The following is a 22,423-nucleotide window of genomic DNA, read 5'->3' as shown; positions in this document are numbered from 1 at the left end:
TTATTTCCGTATCAGGGCTAAGTTGTTTTATTGACTTTTCTATCATTTGACGACGATTTTCATCCGTCACAAAAATAACTAAGGTTCTAAGGGTTTTTTCTTTTAGCGTTAATGCTGATTCCTGCCATGTTTCCTCAAACGTCATCATTTCATTCTGTTCTATAGATACAGGTTTTTGTTCCACTGGACGATACTCTTCCATATCCCTTGTTTCAAATCTAAGTCCAGTAATGGACGCCACTACTTTTTCTGATTCATCATATAACCTAATATCAAGCTCAGAAACTACATCTCTATCTGAATTTTTTGTACTAATCATCCCCCATACTGGCTGTCTGGATTGTACAGAAATTTCTATCTTTTTCATCGTGATCGCTCTACTTGAACCCTTTTTATTTACATTCACTGTTTCCAAACAGGCCTCAAGCATTCCTGCATGTAATACCTCTAATTCCTTGTACCCGTTATCGCTTTTTTCTTCTATCTTCTTAAAACGAACCAAAAGCTTTCTATCTTCGTCATGATCTGACCAAATCTCTTCCATATACTTTTCTATTCTTTTACTAGCTTTGTCAGTGTTTATTGTATGTTTAGTTTGAAAACGTGAACGTAAATCCTGTAGTTGTGGGACAGCTTCCATTGCTTCCTTTCTGCTTAATTTTCCTTCACTATTCACTTCTGGCTCCTCTTCAGAAGCCTCATTTTGTGCATATATCTCCCATTCAAGATCACCATTAATACTCGGGTAAAGCGCTATATGAACCATCGTGTTTTTATCTATTATCGCTGGTTCTATCCATTCAACATCCTTTAAAACCAAGATAGAATCCTTCGTAACCGTCATGGAACGCTTAGCAGCGACCCTAATCATCTCTAGGTGTGCTAATTCCGATAAATAGTGATTACCCTCATCAATAGAATGAATAAAATCCTCTATACCAGAAAATTTGGAACTGAACCGTTGGCCACTAAGATCGGATGTATTTTCCTGAACTAAAGGATGGATAGTGCCAGATTGAGAGGATGGTATCAAAGATTGTTTCATTTCAGTCGGAATCCAGTACTTCTCTTTTGCAAATGGATAGGTGGGTAGACTAATCGAATGCGGTCTAACTTCCATGCTATGATAATATTTTGTCCAATCTATCCAAACACCCTTCGTCCATAAATCAAGAACTTTACCGTATTTCCTATTTTTTAATAGTTTATCTACAGCATGTTCAAATTCCTCTTCTTTACTAAAAACAGTTGCAATTTCTTTATTACTATTTGTGGATCCGCGATAAGAATCGACTATGTTTTTATCACTAGCTATATATATATCCAGTTTTCCCATAAGATCTGCGATACTATGCACTAATAAGGCTAAACGTTCTTCCATATGTTCTCGTCCAACAGAAAGTGTAAAGCTAATATTTATAAGGTCTTTATCCGTCAATTTCTTTTTATCAATTGCTGCAGCCAACTGACGAACTTGTTCTAGAAGTCGCTCATTATCCTTAGCAGACAATAAAATGATTGTGGGTTGTAGTAACATTTTTTCCCCTCTTTCTAAACAAGAATTAGTAGATTCTTTACATTTCATATTCTTCAATTACAACATGTGCATTTGATCCTCCTGCACCAAATGAAGATACACCTGCAATTCGAGGGTATTCTTTCTTTATACCGTTTTGTTCTATAACCGGCCTATTCCACTCTTTTAGTTCTCTTTGGACGTAAAACGGACTCTTTTCAAAATCAATATATGGATTTAATTCATCCGCATTAAGAGATGGCGCAATTTGACCGTGTTTCATTTGCAGAATTGTTTTCATTACTCCAGCAATACCCGCAGCCCCTTCCAAGTGCCCAATGTTAGATTTTGCTGAACCAATGGCACAGAATTGCAAATCGTCTGTATCACTTCGAAACGCATGTGAAAGTCCTGCAATTTCAATTGGATCCCCTAGTTCTGTACCTGTTCCATGAGCTTCAATATAACTAACAACTCGAGCATTAACACCTGCCTTATCCAATGCATCACGAACCAGTTTAGCCTGTGCCTTAGGATTGGGAACTGTATAACCGTTCGTTTTCCCACCATGATTAATACTTGTTCCTCTGATAACAGCGCAAATATTATCACCGTCTTGAATTGCTTTTGAAAGGGGTTTTAAGAGTATTACTCCAACACCCTCACCAGGTACAAAACCATTCGCTTCCTTTCCAAAACTCTTACACCTTCCATCTTTTGATAACATATTTTTTTCACAGAGTAGTACATATGTTGATGGATGTGTATATACATTAACACCTCCAGCTACAGCCATTTCGCAATGACCACGTCTAATGTTCTCGCAAGCTTCATGTATAGCCGATAATGAGGAAGAACACATTGTATCAATTGGTAAGCTTGGTCCTTGTAAATCAAAAATATATGAAATACGATTAGCTACTGAACTAAAAGAAGTGCTCGGATGAATCCTCTCCTCTTGTCTCCATATATCCGGTCCATATAAATCAAATCCTGTTCTTGTTATTCCTATAAATACCCCCACATTACCTTTATGTTGTCGCTTAATCCTTTCCCTACTATAACCAGCATCTTCAAAAGTTCTCCAGCATTCTTGCAAGATTAATCTTTCCTGTGGATCCATGTTTATCGCTTCTCGTGGAGAAATTTTAAAGAAAAGAGGATCAAATTCGGTAAAGCCATCAATAAATCCGCCCCATTTACAATAGCTCTTTCTTTGCTCCAAAGCTTTTTTTACATCACTTACGTAAAATTCATCTAAAGACCATCGATCTTGTGGAATTTCAGTAATACTATCTTTCCCTGCTTTTAAATTCTCCCAATATTCATCGAGATCATTGGCTCCTGGGACTCGTCCGCTCATTCCAATAATAGCAATTGGCATATCTGTATTAACATTTTCCTGATACTTCCGATAAGAGTCTTGATTTAAGAAGTTTATTTTGCCAAACTTCTTACTTTTTAAATTATCAGCCTTAGAATTATCCACATTCTTTGTTGAAGAACCATTTAAATTCACAAGTTTCTCTTCGCTAATTTCAAACAAATTCATAAATACTTCCTTTTGGTTACTTATCAAGTATTCGACCAATTCATCAATACTTTTACACTCAAAAAACAGAGTGCTGTCTATATTCTTAAAAACCTTACGGAAAGAATAGGTTAAATGTTTAACCATTATAGAATCTATACCATATTTTTCAAGTTCTTCTCTTGTATCTAATTGCTGATGTGGAATCTTAAGTGCTTCTCCAACCAATTTCTTTATATACGTTGTACTCTTTTCTAATAATAGGTAATCATTTACGGTACTATTCTTTTCTTGCTTTGATTCTTGATATGGAATTTCTTTACTACTAGAATCAATTATTCTACCTTCCACCATTGTATTCGCCTTCGACTTGTCATGTCTCATATATAGGATCTGGCTCTCTGGGTAACACAAAATAGAATCTAGATTTCCCATAGCTTCTATAGGTTCAATTGGACTCATACCAGACATGGATAGTCTAATCTTATAAGCTTCAGAAAGTGACTCACCAACGCCAACATTCCCCCAATATCCCCAATTAATTGTTTTCACTTTGCATGACATTTCTTTAGAAAGCCTTTGTGCAAAACCATCTTTAAATGTACAGCCTGTGGCATAGCCACTTTGTCCACCTAATTTACTAAAAGATGCAACAGATGAAAAATAAAGAATTAAATCAAGTGGCTCATTCTCAAATACCATTGCCATATGGACACTCGCATTTATTTTTACTCCAATAATAGTTTTATACATATCTATATCCATTTCAGAAATACTTTTATCAAGTATTCCAACAGCTGAATGTACCATTCCATTAACAAATGGATATTTTTTCTTTATTTCTTTATATACACTTTTCATAGAGTCTAAATTCGTAGCATCTGCTGATAGATAATATGGTTCTTGTCCTATTAAACTAAGTCTCTTAATTTTTTCATCTATTTCCTTATTCTTTTTACTTCGACCAATCCAAATGATTTTTGCTTGGAAGTTGCGAATCATATATTCACTCCATAATTCTCCAATCCCGCCAGCACCACCTATAACGACGTAAACACCACCTTTACGATAAATGGTATTTTGACTTACTGTAGGATGAATTGTTTCTCTGTAATCCACAAGTTCCATTGTGTACCACTTATTACCTCTACTCGCCACTGCGTTCCCTTCAATATTTGGTGGGATAGATAATATCCTACTAATTGGCCAGTTTTGTGTGGTTCCAAGATCGATTAAACGAACACTCCAGTTAGGAAATTCTTTAGCAACTGAACCTACTAATCCATGTACGCCCGTATGTGTTGGATTAACTACGTCATCCTCTAAAACGGGTAGAGATTTATACGTAATAAAGGTTAATTCCAACTCCTTATCGGCATATCCAAGTTTATGCAGAGCCTTTATCATTTTAAATAGAAAAAGTACACCGAATTCTTGTTCCTTTACTATTTCTTCGTCAATAACAGACTTAGTTTCATGAAGTGGATCAATCCAAACGATATGATTTAAATTCTCATAAACTATCAAACTATCCACCATTTCATCAATGGAATATTCACCACTCCCAATATTCCATATTGCCCCCTTCGGACATGAACGTAAAAATTCTGTTCTCACTTCCTCTGTGCCGCCTGTAATTAAAATATCCCTATTATATGGTAATCCCCCTTTAGTTTCCATTAGGATTTCATTCCATCTTGGAATCATTATTACATTTTCTTTACTTTCATTAAGTCTTGCATAATGCTTGTTTCGTGACATCGAAGCAATATTTATCTTATTTTCATCATCAGAGGTTTTCACCTGGTATTCTTCTGATAAAGTATAGGTATAATTATTTAATTTCACGCAAATTTTTCCCTCATCATCACATAACACGATATCTACCTTTTGGGGTGATTCTAGTATTGAATTGTGGCTATCTTCATGTAAGCTTATATATATCCACATTTTACTGACATAGGCACTAATAATTTCGAGTTCCTTCAGAGCTTTTCCAACAGGTTTTCTCACAGTTATTATGTCATGCGATTTATTGTGATGTAGGGTAAGACCTATAACTGATTGTAATGCAGAATCAATCAATTTAGGATGCAGCATATATAAGTTCATAGGCTCACTTTCGTTAGTTGACATTTCTACTTTAGCTAAAACAATCTTCTCACCCATGTATAGTTTCTTAATTCCACTAAATCTACTATTATCTATCTCTGCAGCCTCTAATATTCTATAATATTCATTTGAATTTAAAATACCGCGGTCACAGTTCTCTTTTATATTTTTGATATCTAAATAGTCGACCACATTCTTTTGTGTGAAACTACCTTTTCCCTGACAGTATACAGATTGTTCCTTCTCATTTTTGCTATATATTTCATATGCAAGTGTTTTGTCATCTTCCAGATATACTTCTGTATACACTTCTCCCTGATTAACATCAGAATTATTATCAAACCACTTTATATCTTGAAGTGTTATCCCTGCTGTTTCTTCAACGAAATCACTTCCAGCATCTATTAAAGCCATTCTTGCCATCTCTAAGTGAACTCCCTTAGATTTTCCAAAAACCACATTGTCCATAAGGTTGCTTAAGTAATCTTGATAATCCTCAAAATTAGTACGATAGCACTGTCTTGATAAGGACGATACATTTTGATGAAGTAGAGGATGAATTATTCCTATTTTTGATTGACTTATAGTTTTAGACACTTCTGCTTTTTCGACCCAGTAATTCTGCCTTACAAACGAATAGGTAGGAAGATTAACTTTAGTTAGTTTTACATTACTTAGAATTTCTTCACATGATACTTCATACCCCAAACAGTAATATTCGGCCAATGCATAAAGATTTTCTTTATACGCTTTGGAATCATCTTCCATATTTATACATTCCTCAATTAAATCCTCTATTGTTCTAGAAATAGCTGCCTGACTAGTAAAGTCTCTTGTCACTATTCCCTTAAAAAAACTAGGCGTAATTCCATCTTTCTCTACTTGTCTAAATACTTGGAAAGCTTCCTGTGCATCCTTTATTACTACTGCACATCGATGTTGAAAATGTTGTCTTCCCTCCATCAATGTATAGCTTATATTTGCCATTTCTGATGACCTCATATCCTGATTTTGTTCAAACATCACTTTTATATCATGGATTTTCTGCTGTAATGCTTCTGAAGTCTTTGCTGATATGGCAAGCAAATAGTAAGGTATTACTTTTTGCTTAGTCTGACAATTTTTTTCTTTTTCTTCTGGAATATAACTTTGAACCACAACATGAGCATTTGTACCACTCATGCCGAAAGAACTAACAGCACTAAGTCGCTTCTTTCCATCTCTATCCTTCCATTCCCTATTCTCTCTATTGACATAAAACGGGCTGTTTTCCCAATGAATATAATCATTTAGTTGCTCACAGTTGATACTCGCGGGAATTGTTTCATGCTTTAATGCCATGACAGCGCTAATAAGGCTTACTATTCCTGATGCAGCAAGGGTATGTCCGATATTTGGCTTAACAGATGTTAGTGCACAGTAACTGTTTTCTTCTGTAAAATCTTTAAATGCCTCTATAAGTGCATTTATTTCTACAGGATCACCAAGCCTTGTCCCCGTTCCATGGGTAACAATATATTCCATATCTTTCGGGTTAATTTTAAAATGATTATATACTTCTCTGATGAGTCTGCTTTGTGAACTCCCGCTTGGAGCTGTTATGCCGTTCGTCTTCCCATCATAGTTGATGCCATTCCCCACAATATTTGCGTAAATAGGATTGCGGTCCTCTTCTGCTTTCGACAGTCTTTTTAATACGACGACACCGATCGCCTCAGCTGGTACCATTCCGTTTGCCCGTTTGTCAAAGGCATAACACTTTCCATCTTCCGAAAGCATTCCCGCTTTAATCATACTTGTGTAAAGATCCGGGGTAATCATAAGATTTATTCCTGCAACAATGGCAGTATCACATTCTCCATTTCGGAGGCTCTGACATGCTTGATGTACGGCTACAAGCCCTGAGGAACATGCTGTATTGATTGCCATATTTGGTCCGTCCAAGTTTAAGAAATAAGAAAGTCGAGCTGCAAGTATAGCATTATGATTGGAGGTAATCCCCCCTTCATCTCCAGCTATTATCTTGTAATCCCCTTCTTCTATTCCTACAAATATACCAACCTTTTCATTTTCAAATGACTTAGATCCATATCCTGCATCCTCTAATGCTTTCCATGTTTCCTGAAGTAATATCCGCTGTCTCGGATCCATATGTACCGCTTCACGAGGGGATATTTCAAAAAATAAAGGATCAAATTCTGCCATTCCTGGCATTACTCCAAACTTTTTATCAATTCCATCAGCCACTGCCCATTCAGTACGTTCATGAGATACCTTGCGAATTACTTCCTTCCCTTCAACTAGTATGGACCAAAGCTCGTTTATACTTCGTGATTCTGGGAATCTTCCACTCATTCCAATAATTGCAATTGGCTCTTCTCTACTCAAACTACGAGTTTTCTCGCCAAAATTCTTGCTCCTTATCTTCTTTTCTTTACTTCTAGCACTTTTTTCTACAGTTGCAGCTACTCCGCCAAATGCAAAAGAAACCTCCTCAGCTTCAACCGGTAATTCCTCACCATCCCGATAAAATTCGTTCATCTGAACACCATAACGGTCTAGTAAATAATTACTTAATCTTTCCATTGTCGGATAACCAAAGAATAAATCAGGTGTTATATCAATTTTATATCGGTCGCTTAATTCTCCGGCAAATTCACCAAGGCTTACAGAATCAAAGCCGAAATCAGCAAGATTTTCCTCTATACCCAGTTTCTCCTTAGGAATTTTAAGAATATTACTGATGGTATCTTTTAATTCCCATAGCAAGCATTGCTCGATGGTCCAACCTTTCATTTCCAGTTGTCTACCTTTGCCAGGAAGCACCATAACCTTTTTCTTTTCCTGTTCTTCCTTTACTACTACTTCTGATTTCTCTACTAATCCGAGAAACTTGCATATTCTCTCCTTATTTCCAGTCATGACAAGGTGCTGGATATTCGTTTGTTGGAGCAATTCCTCAAATATTTCTGTTCCTTCCTCGGATTCTATGAATCTTTGTCCGCTGGACTTTAGATACATCTTACTTCCTTCCTCATCAGCAAAGCCCATTCCTTCGCTCTTCCATAGCGGCCAGTTGATGACGACCGTTTTTCCAGTGTATCCTGCTTTATTACGATACATCCCATAACTCATAAGGAACCTGTTTCCAACAGCGTAATCACCATTACCAAAATCCCCTAAGATGGCGGAACTGGAGGAAAAATAACACATGAAATCTAGCTTTTCTCCCTGTAATGCTTCTTCAAGGGAAAGCGTTCCTTGTACTTTTGGTCCCAAACATCGAAGATAGTCTTCAACACTTTTCTCTAATATGCTTCCCTTTCCTTCTATTCCTGCAGCATGAATAACACCATCTATTTTTCCAAAACGTTCTTTTCCAGCCTGAACTGCTCGTTTTAGCTGCTCTGAATCACACACATCTGCACTGAAATACACAACTTCAGCTCCTATGTCTCGCAATTCTTGAAGCTTGTCCCTCTTTGACTCCAAGCTACTACGATTGATCAGGATTAATTTTGCGTGATACTTTTCTGCCAGCCAACGAGAAAAAATCATTCCCAGTCCACCGACTCCACCAGTAAGGAGGTAGACTCCTCCTTTTTTGAGGGGAACATTACTTGCTTCTTTCTTTAATTGGATAGGGTTAATCCTAGTAATCTTTCTATCATTGCCCTCATACCATACGCTTTCCGCTTTTTCTGTATGTAATTCCTTCCACATACGTTCTGCCCATTCGACAGATTTTGTTTCCTTACGGTTAGCAAAGACTATGTTTACCTTGGTTCCTGGCATAACCAACCCAGTAGAACGTCCTATTCCAATCCACGATTCTATGTGACAGCGTTCCAGCTCGTCTTTATATCCTCCTGTAATTAAGATCCTTTCAGTCTTTACCCTAGCTTCTGCCATGCCTTGAAGCATGTATAATATTCCAGTTGGATCCGTGATCCATTCTCCGTCCTCGGTCGGCCACATATAGAGGACAGCATCCACATTGCCGACAGATGCCTTAATCTTCTTAAAACTTGTCACATAACCGCTTTTGTCTCTGCTGTTTACGGTATAAAGATTTGTTGATTCCTTTGTATAGCTTTTTCCACATCCAATGAAGATTATTTCCGTATCAGGGCTAAGTTGTTTTATTGACTTTTCTATCATTTGACGACGATTTTCATCCGTCACAAAAATAACTAAGGTTCTAAGTGTTTTTTCTTTTAGCGTTAATGCTGATTCCTGCCATGTTTCCTCAAACGTCATCATTTCATTCTGTTCTATAGATACAGGCTTTTGTTCCACTTGACGATACTCTTCCATATCCCTAGTATCAAATTTAAGTCCAGTAATAGCCGCCACGACTTTTTCTGATTCGTCATATAACACAATATCAAGGTCAGAAACTACATCTCTATCTGAATTTTTCATCCCGATTATCCCCCACACAGGCTGGCCAGCCTGTGCAGGAATCTCTATCTTTTTCATCGAGAGCAGTCTATTCGGATTCTTCCTATTTGCAAGATAAACATTGACCATTTCTAAACAAGCCTCAAGCATTCCTGCATCTAACATTTCTAATTCCTTGTATCCTTTATTACTTTTTTCTTCTATATGCTTAAAACGAACTAGAAGCTTTCTATCTTCGTCATGATTCGACCAAATGGCTTCGATATATTTCTCCATTATTTCACTAGCTTTGTCATTGTTATGTTGCCTTTGGAAGTATGTACGTAAATCATGAAGTGAGGTACCAGCTTCCATTGTTTCTTTCATGCTTACTTTTCCTTCACTATTCACTACTGGCTCCTCTTCAGAACCCTCATTTTGTGCATATAGCTCCCATTCAAAATCACCATTTGCACTTGGGTAAAGTGCCATGTGAACCATCGTATTTTTATCTATTAGCATTGGTTCTATCCATTCAACATCCTTTAAAACCAAAATAGAATCTTTCGTAACCGACATGGAACGCTTAGCAGCAACTCTAATCATTTCTAAATGTGCTAATTCCGATAAATAATGATTATTTTCATTAACGGAATGGATGAAATCCTCTGTACCAGTAAAGATGGAACTGAACCGTTGTCCACTAAAATCCGATGTATTTTCATGAACTAAAGGATGAATGATACCAGCTGAAGATGCTGATCTGTATTCGTTAGTAAGACTACTTCCATCAGCCTTTACATATACTTCAGGCATCCAACATCTTTCTTTAATAAAAGGATAGGTTGGAAGATTGATTCTTCTTCCAGTAATGTTTAATATTTGATTCCATTCTATACTGAATCCTTTTACATAAAAATCAGCCAACTGAATAAGCTTTTCCCTATATTCCATAGTATAGAAATTTTTAGTTTGTTTGATAGACTCTGATACTTTTCTAAATTCACTATAGACAGATGGAGGAAAATCTTCTTTTTTCAAAACTTCTCCCTTAACACTGTCAATATTTTTATTCTCAAGCACAGCTAAAAGTTTTTTGTTTAAATCTACTAAATTATCTGAAATTATCGCTATTCTTTTTTGAAAATGTTCACGACCTAATAACAAGCTTGTGCTTATATCAGCAATTTCAGCGTCATTATTTTTCTCAATCCAGTTATGTAAGTCTATTACTCTTTGTTTTAGAGATTCATCCGTTTTAGCAGATAAGGTCAAGAAATGATAGGAACGTGAATGCTTTCTTGTTTCTCGAACCACAGGAGGTTCTTCTAAAATTACATGTCCATTAGTTCCCCCGAATCCAAAAGAACTCACACCTGCTCTACGAGGAGTATTTACTCCTTTATTATTTATTTGTTTCCATTCTTGTAGTTGATCAATGATGAAAAAAGGGGTATTATGAGGAGAAATTTTTGGGTTTAGTTGATTAAAATTTAATATTCCAGGAAGTTTTTTATTTTTCATTGCCATTAAAACTTTAATAACTCCAGCTATTCCTGCAGCTGCCTCTAGATGACCAATATTGGTTTTAACTGTCCCAATTCCACAGTAATTTATCTTACTCTCATTATTAGTCGATAAACTATTAAAAGCTTTTGTAAGTCCTTCAAATTCTATTGGGTCTCCTTTTGGAGTTCCAGTTCCATGAGCTTCAATATAATTAATACTTTCCAGCTCAACACCTGCCCTTTTAATTGCTTGCGTAATTACACTTGCTTGGGCATCAGAACTCGGATAAGTTAACGTACGTACTTTACCACTATGATTAATTGCACTTCCTTTTATAATGCCATGAATCGTATCCCCATCTTCTAAGGCTTTATGGAGCGATTTTAACAGTACAATCCCTGCCCCTTCTCCACGAACATATCCATCGGCATCTTTATCAAATGTCTTACATTTCCCAGAAGGAGACAGCATACCCATTTGTGAGAAGGAAATTTGCCTTGTTGGTGAAAGCAAAATATTAATTCCTCCAGCTAATGCCATCTTACAATCTTCATTAATTATAGACTGACATGCTGTATGCAAAGCGCTGAGAGAGCCAGAACATGCATTATCTATTTCAAGGCTTGGTCCTTTTAAATTAAAATAATAGGAAATACGATTCGGGATAATGGTAGACGCAGTACCTGTCGAATGATGTGGTACAATCTTTTCCTGACCTCTCTCGATAAGCTCTTTAAAGTCATGATTAAATGCGCCAATATAAACACCAATATTATCCCCTGATACACTACTTGGGCAAATGCCTGCATCCTCCAAGCAAGACCAAGTAAGTTCTAACATTATTCTCTGTTGGGGATCCATTGCATCTACTTCTCTATTGGATAAACCAAAAAATCTCGTATCGAAAGTGTCTACTTGATTTATAAACCCTCCCCATTTACTCACACTTTTACTTTTATAGCCTTCAGGTAATTCGGTAAATTCTCCGTATTTCCACCTATCGCCAGGAATTTCCTTTATACTAAATCGACCATTTTCGAGATTTTCCCAATACTCATCATAATTAGCAGCATCCGGAAATCGACATCCTATACCAATAATGGCAATATCTTTAACTTTAGACTTCCATTCTTTTTTTACATATTTTTCTTTAAACTGCGATATTTTTTTTTTCAAAATAAACCTCCAAAAAATAGATAGTTTATAATTCCAATATTCAACAAAAAATTCCATATATTACTTATTTATTAGATTAACATGATACATTATTTTTAGCAAATTCATTACATTTACAATATATTGAATATTTCGACATAATCTGCAATCTAATCATTGTAAAAAAAACTTATTATTAACATGTAAAATATCATGTTAACTCTACGTAATGACACTACTAGAAAAGTTTTTAACAAAATTGTTTCTTGTAATAACTTGAAGAAGATTTTTTCGTAGTGCAGGATAGGTGATTTTACCATGAAGTATTCAGTTCATTTCTTCCTTCTCCAACTAATTTTCTTTACAATAATTTTACGTAATATTAGATTATGCTTGCAGTAATTAGTAAAATTAATGAAAATTCATTAATTAAGAAGAGAACGTTAAGAGCATCAGTCATGTTTGATTTGAGGCAATTTCGTAATTCGAAGTATTCTAATTCATTCAAATCATAGATGAGTTAGATAGGAAAGAAAGCAACCACTATTTTGATAGAATGATTCGTTCTTTAGTAAGTAAAATAGAATAAACCCAAACCAAAATCCAAATAATCACAGTTAATGATGTACAAATTAGAGTAAAGCTCCAAGATGTAATATCTATATATGAAGTGATTGAGCCGACGGGTATTCCGATTAATAACAACATTCCAAAAAGATAGGAAGGTGCAATAGATAATTCGGAACTTAGAATCATTGACAATTGTACTGTAAATATAGTAAATCCTAAATAAAGGAGTGGTATTATCAAAAATATGGAAAATAATAATGCTACTGGGATAGTTATTATATTACTTACCGCAAATGTAGCAACCAATGATGAAATAAAGGAAATAGTAAAGGTAGGGACAAATACAGCAAAGCTTTTTCCTAACCATATTTCCGATGGTCTAAGTTGCGTTGATAACAGGGCTGAAATAACCCCATTTGCTTTTTCTCTTGTAAACGGTCCGCTAGTAAAAAGAGGTATACTAATAAGCAGTGGAGTCATTTCCAAAAACAAGAGAAGATGAAAAGTAACCAGATTATAAATTTGATTTCCACTTTCCTCATTTATCCATGCACTATTAGGCAGAATTATATTAGTCATTATAACAACTACTATTGTCAGAATTCCAAATAAAAGAAGGAGAATATTATAAGATTGCCATCTTATAAATTCACTATAATCCCGGTTAAATACCACGAAAATTCTTTTTAATTTTTGCATGACAGAACTATATCCTCCTTGTTAAGTTTCGAACTATTTGCCATACATATAAAGAAAAGAATTAATGCAATTCCTATATTACAAATAAAGAATATTGGAGTATCTAACGCTATTACATTTCGGGCCAAAAGATTGATTATAAGGGCAGAAATAACAGGTAAGAATATGGTTGCAATCACTATTCCATTCTCAACATTTCCAACAAGCCCGACAATATGTATTAGTAAACTAAGGCATAAGTATATGATAGGTACTGCAAGATATGTACTCAAAACAATCCACATATTCGCAAAAGGAATATAACTAGAAGATAAATAAGTCAAGCTAAAAAATTCCGTCAACAAATATGGAATAATAACCCCGATTAGGAACCCTGGTATGAAAAGAGCAATACTTTTTGCAAACCAAACTTCCTTAACACTTGATGCTGTAGCCAAAAGAGATTCTATAACTCTATTGACTTTCTCACGCGTTAAAGGTACTGAAAACAAAACACAATAATTAATCCCTGTTAAAATAAAGGCAGTACTATAGCCAATAATTCCAATATAATAGCGTAGATTACTTTCATTAATCATTCCATAATTAACAATGGGTTCAATAATTAACTTAGCTCCAATTAATCCAATAGCCAAAGCACAAATTAGTACAATTCCCAAGTAAACCATTATTAATGATTTAAATTGAAAAATATTTTTTAAACTAGCATTAATTATTGATCCCATTCTCATTTCTCTTCAGCCTCTCTTACGATATTATTGTACATTTCCTCCAATGACGATTCTTCTTTGACTACTCCCTCCACTTCAATTCCTGCTTTAACAAGAAGGTTAATTATGTCAGAGGTTTTTACATTTTTTGAAGGCGTAAATAAAAGATTTCCTTTATTTACTTTATAAAACCCTATATCCTCAATATCATTGAACTTATTTAGAATATCGTTAGTTATTTCACTACTTGTATGCACAGTTAGAATGTTCTTTCCCATTTGTTGACGTAATTTATCCAAACGTCCATATAATTTGATTTCTCCCTTATGAAGCAAAACAATTTTATTACAAATTTTTTGAACTTCATCCATATTATGCGAACTAAAAAATACCGTTTTATTCTCATTTTGAACAATATCGAGTAAAATTTTCCTTATATCCAATTGAACAGATGGGTCTATCCCAGATGTTGGTTCGTCCAAAATAAGAATATCTGGGTCATGAACTAGAGCCCTCGCCAGTGCTAACCTCTGTCTCATTCCTTTAGAAAATGTTTTTGCCTTATCTTTAGCCCTATCTGCCAGACCGACAAGTTCCAATACTTGTTCTATCTTCTTCTTATCCACCGACTTATCATAAATCTTTTGATAATACTCAAGGTTAGCTGCAGCACTCATATTATCATATAAGCCGTCCCCATCAATAACAAATCCAACCTTTTTTCTTGACTCATCATCGCTAACATCACGTCCCATTATGGAAGCATTGCCCGAATCAACCTTGTAAAGTCCTAACAAAATTCTAATTGTTGTAGTTTTTCCAGCTCCATTTGGACCAATAAAGCCAAAAATATCTCCTTGTTCCACTTCAAAGGTTATCCCTTTTAAAATTTCTCTTCCTTGGAGTGTTTTTTTTATGTTCTTTACCTCAATTGGTGATGTATGCATAATTAACCTCTTTTCCCATCATTTTAATAAGTACATTCTTAGGAGTTGAAATTTTTCTCAAATAAGCGCTTTTTTAAGCTGATGTAAAATCAAAATAGTTCAATGAAGAAATTCTAATTAATAGAATTTCTCCATTTTATATGAGTGAATATGTGATTTCTTCTGCAACTTCCTAAAGGCTATTTTATCTCTTTATTTTAATACTCTCGTCAACTTCCTCCTTTAATATCTTTAGAATTCTTTCCTCAGACTGGCTTTTATCAATAAAAACATGGTCTCCAGCCATCGTGTACAGCTTAAATGAATCTGTTGTAATATCATCCCATGCATTCATATCTTCCAATAAAACTCTTTCATCGTCGACACCGTGAAAACCAACGATAGGAACATGGAATTTCTCGGATCTATCATATACATAGCTTTCAACAATACGATATGCGGATAAAATTAATGGCAATGTTAATTTAGTTCCCTCTAATACATCATTAATTTCCTCTTCTTCGATCCCCCATCCTTTCATAAAGGCTTTACTTACTAGATCAGCAGAAGATGTTGCCTTTATTTCTTCAAATTCAGGAATATGAGGGATACCTAGAAGGTTCAATTCATTTAAAATTTCCATTAGACTTGTATTTGGTAAGACTGGTGATGTATATCCAGATACAAATAATTTTAGAAAATCAACACCAGATTTATTTGACAGTTTGTAAGCCATTCTGTAGGCAAATAGCGATCCCCAACTATGACCAAATGTCATACAAGGAATATCATAAATGACATCTTCCAATGCATTTACAACCGTATCCATAAATTCATCTATTTCTTCTGGAATATCTTCTTTCATTCTCTCAAAATCGAAACCTGGCAACTTAATAGGACAAACATCAATTTCCGGACCAAGTCTTTCCTGCCACTCTCTATACATATCCGCACTTCCAAATCCATATGGGAAGCAAAAAATACGAATTTTTGCTTCATCATTTGGTTTATAATCATAAATCCAATTCTCTATACTGTCTTCTATCTGCGTAATTTCTTTACTTTCTATCTGCTCTGCAAATTCTTCGCTCCCTGGAAGAAATTGAGTTAAGGTTAACGCAACCTCAGCTATTGTAGTAGATTGAATTAATTCTATAAAAGAAAGTGTCGTATCTAGCACTAACGTAAGTTTACTATGAAATTGTAATCCCATCATAGAATCAAACCCATATTCATCCATTGGTTCATTTATATCTAGTTCTTCCGGTTCCATTTCTACAATAGAAGCAAATATACCACGAACATAATCAGTTAATAATACCAATCTGTGCTCCGTATCTGCCTCTTCATATTTTCTTAAGAATGAAATTTCTTCTTTCGTCCTTGATGCAGGCGTTGATTCCATAAGCTCCTTCATAACACCAAGATACTCCTCACTAAATTCCTTCATCATTACTTGATCAAGGAATATTAGTATTTTCCCAGTTTCATCTATTAACTTAATTTCTCCTCTTATTTCACCTTTATCATCGTTATACTGAGAAACATTAATATAGGCAAATAACTGTTTCATTTCCTCTATGGATTCAAAAACCGATTCCCCTAATCTAGAAATCATAAATTTTTTCCTACCTGAAATTGATTCGATGGGCACGAAGTTAAATACTTGTGCACAACTATCAATAACTCCTGGATGAACCTTCAACGCATATTCATTTTCAGTAACTGCATTATGTTTAATTTTTATAAGGGCTTTGCTACCTTGATACCATATCTCGTCAACCCATTGAACAGATGGACCAAATTGGAAGCCACGTTGTTCCAGAATATTATAAAAATTCTCTCCGGTGTTATTCTCCTTACAATTAAGGATAAAAGAATTTACAGAGAATACATCTCCAAGCATCTGTTCTTCCTTGTCCATAGTAGTCATGGTTCCTTGAACATGAAGATTCCAAGACTTTTGTCCCTTGCTCTTACTATAGAACTGGTAATGAATAACCTTATTCTTTTCTTCTATAACTAATAAGACTTCTTTTACCTCTTTTTCAAAAATCATCAACGGACTTAAAAACTCCATATCCTTTACCACATACTTTGCATCGGCGTGAAGATTTTTCACTATATCTGCAAGCATCTCTGTATAATACCCCACATGAACAACACCTGAATTATCAACCAATTCAGGAAAATTCTGATAATTAAAAATGAATTTATATTGTTTTTGTCGATATGGTAAGTCTATTTCTTTTCCTTTTAATGGATTTATCTTATCATAAGTGCTTGCATCTTCATTTAAGGCTTCCAAAGAAGGTGGAGTAATCCAGAATTTTGTCTTAGCAAAGGGATAATTGGGCAAGGAAAGCTTATTATAAGAATATCCTTGATAAAAACGATTCCAGTTAATTGTAGAACCTAGACACAATAGTTTTGCAATTCCCTGCAATACCTTTGTAAAACTATTATATCCATCACTAATTAATGGAATATATACTACATCCTCTTTCTCAAATAATGAACAATTGTTATCTTCGGAAGTAGTCGAAGCTCCTATTACAACAATATGACGATACCCCTGTTGATAGAGTGAATCTAACGATTTATCATAGTTAATAGATGAAATGAGATTCTTTTTCCAATCATCAATCGTTAGCTTTTGGGAGTTACGAATCGCTTCACCTGTATATCCCAATACATACCGACATTTAGGTTTTAAGAAAATCTCGTCACTTATTTTTTCTACATATTCGTCTACATATTTTTCAAAGATTCCAGAAGGCCAGCCAATTCCATTATATTCTTCTGTTTTAATACCTAACTTAGTAAATTGTTTTTCTGCTCTTTCCATATCAGAAGCTTGACCTGAAATAATAATCTCATTTTCAGAATAAGAAGCTGATATATATACTTTACCAATAAACTCTTTTAAAATGGCTTCTACCTTTTTCCTATCTGTAAAAACAGTTGTATATTTTATATCCAACTTACTAGTAATAGTTTGAGCCTCTACAAAAAGTTTAACTGCAGATTGAACGCTTAATATTCCTGCTGTTACAGCAGCAATATAATTTCCCGTTCTTTCACCAAAAGTAATTTCAGGTTTAATACCAAATGACTCCAGTAATCTCATCATGGCATACTCAACAACAAACAAATACATGGATTTTACATCCTGCATGTTACCAGAAATACTCTTATTCAGGAAAGCATCTATTAGACTAGGACCATAGTAAGGTTCAAAATATTGGATACATTCATTAAACTCTTCTTCAAATACGGAAAACATATGATATATATTTACTGCGTTTCCAAGGATTTCATTTGCATTTCCACCAAATATTAAAGCAACTTTTGGAGGAAATTGTTCATTTATTTTTGCTGCATAGATTCGACCATTATGTAATTCTTTAAATAGAGTTCTGTTTGAGAGATTATTTTCAATAGTTTGATTGATTGTTTTTCCTTTATCATAAATAGGCTTGTCCAACTTAACTCTTTCTAAATATCCCTTAAAACTCCCTCTAAAATCAGCTGCATTTTTTCCTAGGAAAACAGCACGATGCGTATAATTTGGACGACAAGCATTGGTGACATAACAAATGTCCTCTACATTAACTTCCGGGTGATTCTCGAAATACTCATCATACCGTGAAATTAATTCCCTTAATGCATTTTCATCTTTCGCACTTAAAAGCAATAAGTTTGATGGAAAAAGATCACGATTTGGAGACTCATTCTTTGGTGCTTCAGACAGTATCATATGTGCATTGGTACCACTAAATCCAAAAGAACTAATACCCGCTATTCTTTCTTTTCCTTCTGGAACAATCCATGGCGTATGTTCACGAGGAAGCCTTGCTGGTATTTTCTCAAAATTGATTCTCGGATTTGGAACATCTGAGTTAGCTATAGGTGGTATTTCTTTATGATAAAGGCTTAGGACTACTTTCATAACTGCAGCTACACCTGCCGCACTTTCAAGATGTCCTATATTCCCTTTTACTGCTCCAATCAATAATGGCTCCAATCTATTTTCATTTTGAAACACTTCCGTGATTGCGCCAACCTCAATCGGATCCCCTAAAGGGGTCCCTGTACCATGGGCTTCTAAGTAACTTATTTCTTCTGGCTTTATAGAGCATGCCTCTAATGCCGACTCGATTACCATCTTCTGCGCTTTTCCATTAGGAACAGTAAGACCGCTACTAGCTCCATCATTATTTACTGAACCGCCCCGAATTAATGCATAAATAGTATCACCATCTCGCTTAGCGTCCTTTAGCCTTTTTAATACAAGTACTCCACATCCTTCACCACGTCCATAGCCGGTTCCATTTGCATCAAAGGGTTTACATTTCCCATCTTTTGAAATAGCATTCATCATAGTAAGATTAGACATAACAATAGGGGATAGCATAAGATTTACACCACCTGATAGTGCCATATTACATTCCCCTCGACGCAGTGATTCAACAGCCAAATGTGTACTAACTAATGAAGACGAACAGGCAGTGTCAATCGACATCGATGGACCATTAAAACCGAAAACATAGGATATTCTTCCTGAAGCTATACTTGCTGTAGTACCTGTTCCAATATACTGATTTACTTTTGATTGATCCTGAGGAAGCATAGAATATTCATTCGTTCCTGAAATTCCTATAAATACTCCAGTCTTGCTGCCCTTAAGCTGATTTGGATTTTGACCTGCATTCTCTAACGATTCCCAACATACCTCTAACAACTGACGTTGCTGCGGGTCCATAGAATTTGCTTCAGCAGAAGATATTTTAAAAAATCTCGCATCAAACTCGGATACATCATGTTGTAAAAAGTTCCCCTGCTTAACATACATTTTACCGATAGTATCTGGTGATGGGTCGTAATGTTCTTCTGCATCCCACCGATCACCTGGAATATCAACTATGGTATCCTTACCAGTCTTCAATAATTCCCAATATTTCTCTGGTGAGTTACAACCGCCAGGCAATCTACATGCCATACCCACAACTGCTATAGGCTCTTCAATTTTATTATTGTTAGCATCATCAAGCTGTTTACGTAATTTCTGAATAGTAAAAAGCGACTGTTTTAATAGCTTGCTATTTGTTGTATCACTCATCGTATTATCTCCTTTCTATTTTAACGAATTTCATTTCAGTTAGGATAACCAGCAACATACACAACTGGTGGTCCTTTTTTCTCGGTTTTCACCATGTCTATTTCCCAGGTATAGCCCTCTATGTTAATGGATTCTGTTAATTTCTCTAATTCTTCTTTCGTATAGACCCTTACTATTGAAATAAATGTGTCAAACATCATTACTAATGGTGCAATCGGAATCAGGTAGGTAAAGATTAATCTTCCAATAACTGTCGAAGGTTTTCCTTTCATTACCTTTGCAAACTGAAACCAATAAAAGATCAAAAACAATGGAGAAAGAAGTATCTGAATAGGAAGTGTAATCCATGCGAATGCTGGAGGCATTAACATGACCTCTCCAACAACAATGCCCTCACGCTTCTCTGCAGCATCCTTAAGAATGGTAGAAGCTACTGATGGTTTCATATGGTGAAATCCACCGAATATCGTTCTTACACCATTTAAACTACTTGGCACTTCTGCAGCATCAACAGAAGCAGGAAAATATTCCACATCTCCTTTAAAATCCTCTGAGATTCGTTCAATTGATTCTTTATTTGGGAACTTATCTGTTAATGTAAGTTTAATAGATTTATCTTCATTTTGAACCCCATCTATAATACTAAGCCATGGGCCACCAGCACCTGAGCATAAATCAACAATCTGATTTGAGTTTGTCTGTGTCTGTACCTTTTTTACAATTGGAATAATCTGCAGAAAAAAAGTCTCTTTCGATGCCATTGAATAAAGTACATCCGTAATTAAATCTCTTAAAAACTTCGGGAACCATTCAAAATCCATAAATTCAAATAAATGAACACGTTTCATTTTCTAAGTCATCCCTTTCTATTTATACATTTTACACTTATTGATAATTCTAATAATTCAAATGTTAAATGACGACTTTCTTAAAATTATAGATGTATTTATTCCACCAAAACCAAATGAATTACTCATCACAGTACCAATATCAGCCTTTACTGATTGTCTACCTGTAAAACGCATATCAGAATCTATTGGATCCTCCAAATTAAGATTTGGATGAATGAATCCTTTATTCATCTGTTGTATGCATGCAATAATTTCGATAATACCTGCAGAAAAAAGGCAATGCCCTGTTATACTTTTAGTAGAATTAATCCAAATCCTATTTATTTCATTTTTAAAAATAGATTTTATGGAGCGTACTTCTATTTCATCGCCTAAAGGAGTAGAAGTGGCATGTGCATTAATATAATCAATATCTTCAATCGATAAATTACAATCCCTAAGTGCTTTTTTCATAGTATCAATCTCCCCGCTCTCCCTAGGATCTGAAAGACGATTACCATCTAACACCATTGCTCCACCAACTAATTCAGCTAGAACATCCGCCCCCCTGTTCTTAGCAGATTCGATAGATTCCAATATCAGACATCCACTTCCCTGTCCATAAACAAACCCATCATGACCTTTATCAAAAGGTCGGCAAGCTGATGTAGGATCTTGATCCACCTGATTACCTCCTAATGCTCCGAGATTATAAAAGCCCTGCAATTCTAATGGTGATAGATCGGCCATTGGCCCAGCCACTAAACAAATATCTGCATATCCATTTTTTATTAACCTATACGCTTGGAGCAGAGCTGAATTTCCACTTGCAGAAGCACCACCTACTGTAATCCCTTCACCATGAATATTAAACAATTCGCTAAGCGTCCCCACAATATTGGTATCAAAAAACTGTAAGGCATAGTTAGGACTGACAAATTCTAAGGAATTACGATATCGTTCTGCTGTTAAGAAATTAAGATTTTGGGAAAGATTATTTCCAGCTACCACAATCGATATCCTTTCTGTTGAATCATTATTATGAATTAATCCTGCATATTCCATTGCCTGTAACGCTGAGGCAACTACAGTCTCCATTAGAAGCGGTGCCCGCCTTAAAATCGCTTTAATTTTATTAACAATCTCTTTCGAATAGTTTTGTTCTTCGAAAGCATTCTTAAATGAAAACCCTCTTATTTCCGCTCCTATATTAACTCCAATCCCGGGAGTCCTATTTTTAAGACAACTGATCCCTGACTTTCCAGTTCTTAAAGCTTCTGTAAACTCCTTACAATTATGACCAACTGAGCAAACAATGCCATGTCCTGTTATTGCTACTCCTTGATTATCCATCCATGAC

General features: G+C 35.2%; 8 protein-coding genes. All 8 read right to left on the bottom strand.

Going from position 1 to position 22,423, the window contains the following annotated elements:
• On the bottom strand, positions 1-1,537 hold a 1,537-nt coding region (locus ACTNDN_RS18315), incomplete at its 3' end, for a KS-MAT linker domain-containing protein (protein ID WP_441131701.1).
• 37 nt (positions 1,538-1,574) lie between these two features.
• On the bottom strand, positions 1,575-12,227 hold the full coding sequence (locus tag ACTNDN_RS18310) for an SDR family NAD(P)-dependent oxidoreductase (protein WP_441131699.1): 10,653 nt from the start codon (positions 12,225-12,227) through the stop codon (positions 1,575-1,577).
• A 522-nt stretch (positions 12,228-12,749) separates the two neighbouring features.
• On the bottom strand, positions 12,750-13,475 hold the full coding sequence (locus tag ACTNDN_RS18305) for a hypothetical protein (protein WP_441131697.1): 726 nt from the start codon (positions 13,473-13,475) through the stop codon (positions 12,750-12,752).
• Complete coding sequence (locus ACTNDN_RS18300; protein WP_441131695.1) at positions 13,463-14,200, bottom strand: hypothetical protein; 738 nt, start codon at positions 14,198-14,200, stop codon at positions 13,463-13,465. The genes ACTNDN_RS18305 and ACTNDN_RS18300 overlap by 13 nt, the downstream gene beginning before the upstream one ends.
• 2 nt (positions 14,201-14,202) lie before the next feature.
• Positions 14,203-15,132 carry an ABC transporter ATP-binding protein gene (locus tag ACTNDN_RS18295; protein ID WP_441131694.1) on the bottom strand — a complete coding sequence of 310 codons (930 nt, stop codon included), beginning with the start codon at positions 15,130-15,132 and terminating at the stop codon, positions 14,203-14,205.
• A 184-nt stretch (positions 15,133-15,316) separates the two neighbouring features.
• Positions 15,317-20,233, bottom strand: coding sequence for a beta-ketoacyl synthase N-terminal-like domain-containing protein (locus tag ACTNDN_RS18290; RefSeq protein ID WP_441131692.1), 4,917 nt, complete (start codon positions 20,231-20,233; stop codon positions 15,317-15,319).
• 35 nt (positions 20,234-20,268) lie between these two features.
• Positions 20,269-21,081: a hypothetical protein gene (locus ACTNDN_RS18285; protein WP_441131691.1), complete on the bottom strand. Its 813-nt coding sequence runs from the start codon at positions 21,079-21,081 to the stop codon at positions 20,269-20,271.
• A gap of 57 nt (positions 21,082-21,138) precedes the next feature.
• Positions 21,139-22,416, bottom strand: a complete 1,278-nt coding sequence (locus tag ACTNDN_RS18280; protein ID WP_441131690.1) for a beta-ketoacyl synthase N-terminal-like domain-containing protein — start codon at positions 22,414-22,416, stop codon at positions 21,139-21,141.
• Positions 22,417-22,423: the final 7 nt, after the last annotated feature.

Origin of the sequence: Niallia sp. HCP3S3_B10, assembly GCF_052064465.1 — a bacterium.
GTDB lineage: Bacteria > Bacillota > Bacilli > Bacillales > Cytobacillaceae > Niallia > Niallia hominis.
Note: the sequence above shows the minus strand (reverse complement) of the source record. Positions and strands in the feature narration are given on the sequence as shown.

Excerpts from the sequence above, each read along its gene's own strand:
- ACTNDN_RS18305 (WP_441131697.1), bottom strand. The coding sequence starts at position 13,475 with ATGCAAAAATTAAAAAGAATTTTCGTGGTATTTAACCGGGATTATAGT.
- ACTNDN_RS18300 (WP_441131695.1), bottom strand. The coding sequence starts at position 14,200 with ATGGGATCAATAATTAATGCTAGTTTAAAAAATATTTTTCAATTTAAA.
- ACTNDN_RS18295 (WP_441131694.1), bottom strand. The coding sequence starts at position 15,132 with ATGCATACATCACCAATTGAGGTAAAGAACATAAAAAAAACACTCCAA.
- ACTNDN_RS18290 (WP_441131692.1), bottom strand. The coding sequence starts at position 20,233 with ATGAGTGATACAACAAATAGCAAGCTATTAAAACAGTCGCTTTTTACT.
- ACTNDN_RS18285 (WP_441131691.1), bottom strand. The coding sequence starts at position 21,081 with ATGAAACGTGTTCATTTATTTGAATTTATGGATTTTGAATGGTTCCCG.
- ACTNDN_RS18280 (WP_441131690.1), bottom strand. The coding sequence starts at position 22,416 with ATGGATAATCAAGGAGTAGCAATAACAGGACATGGCATTGTTTGCTCA.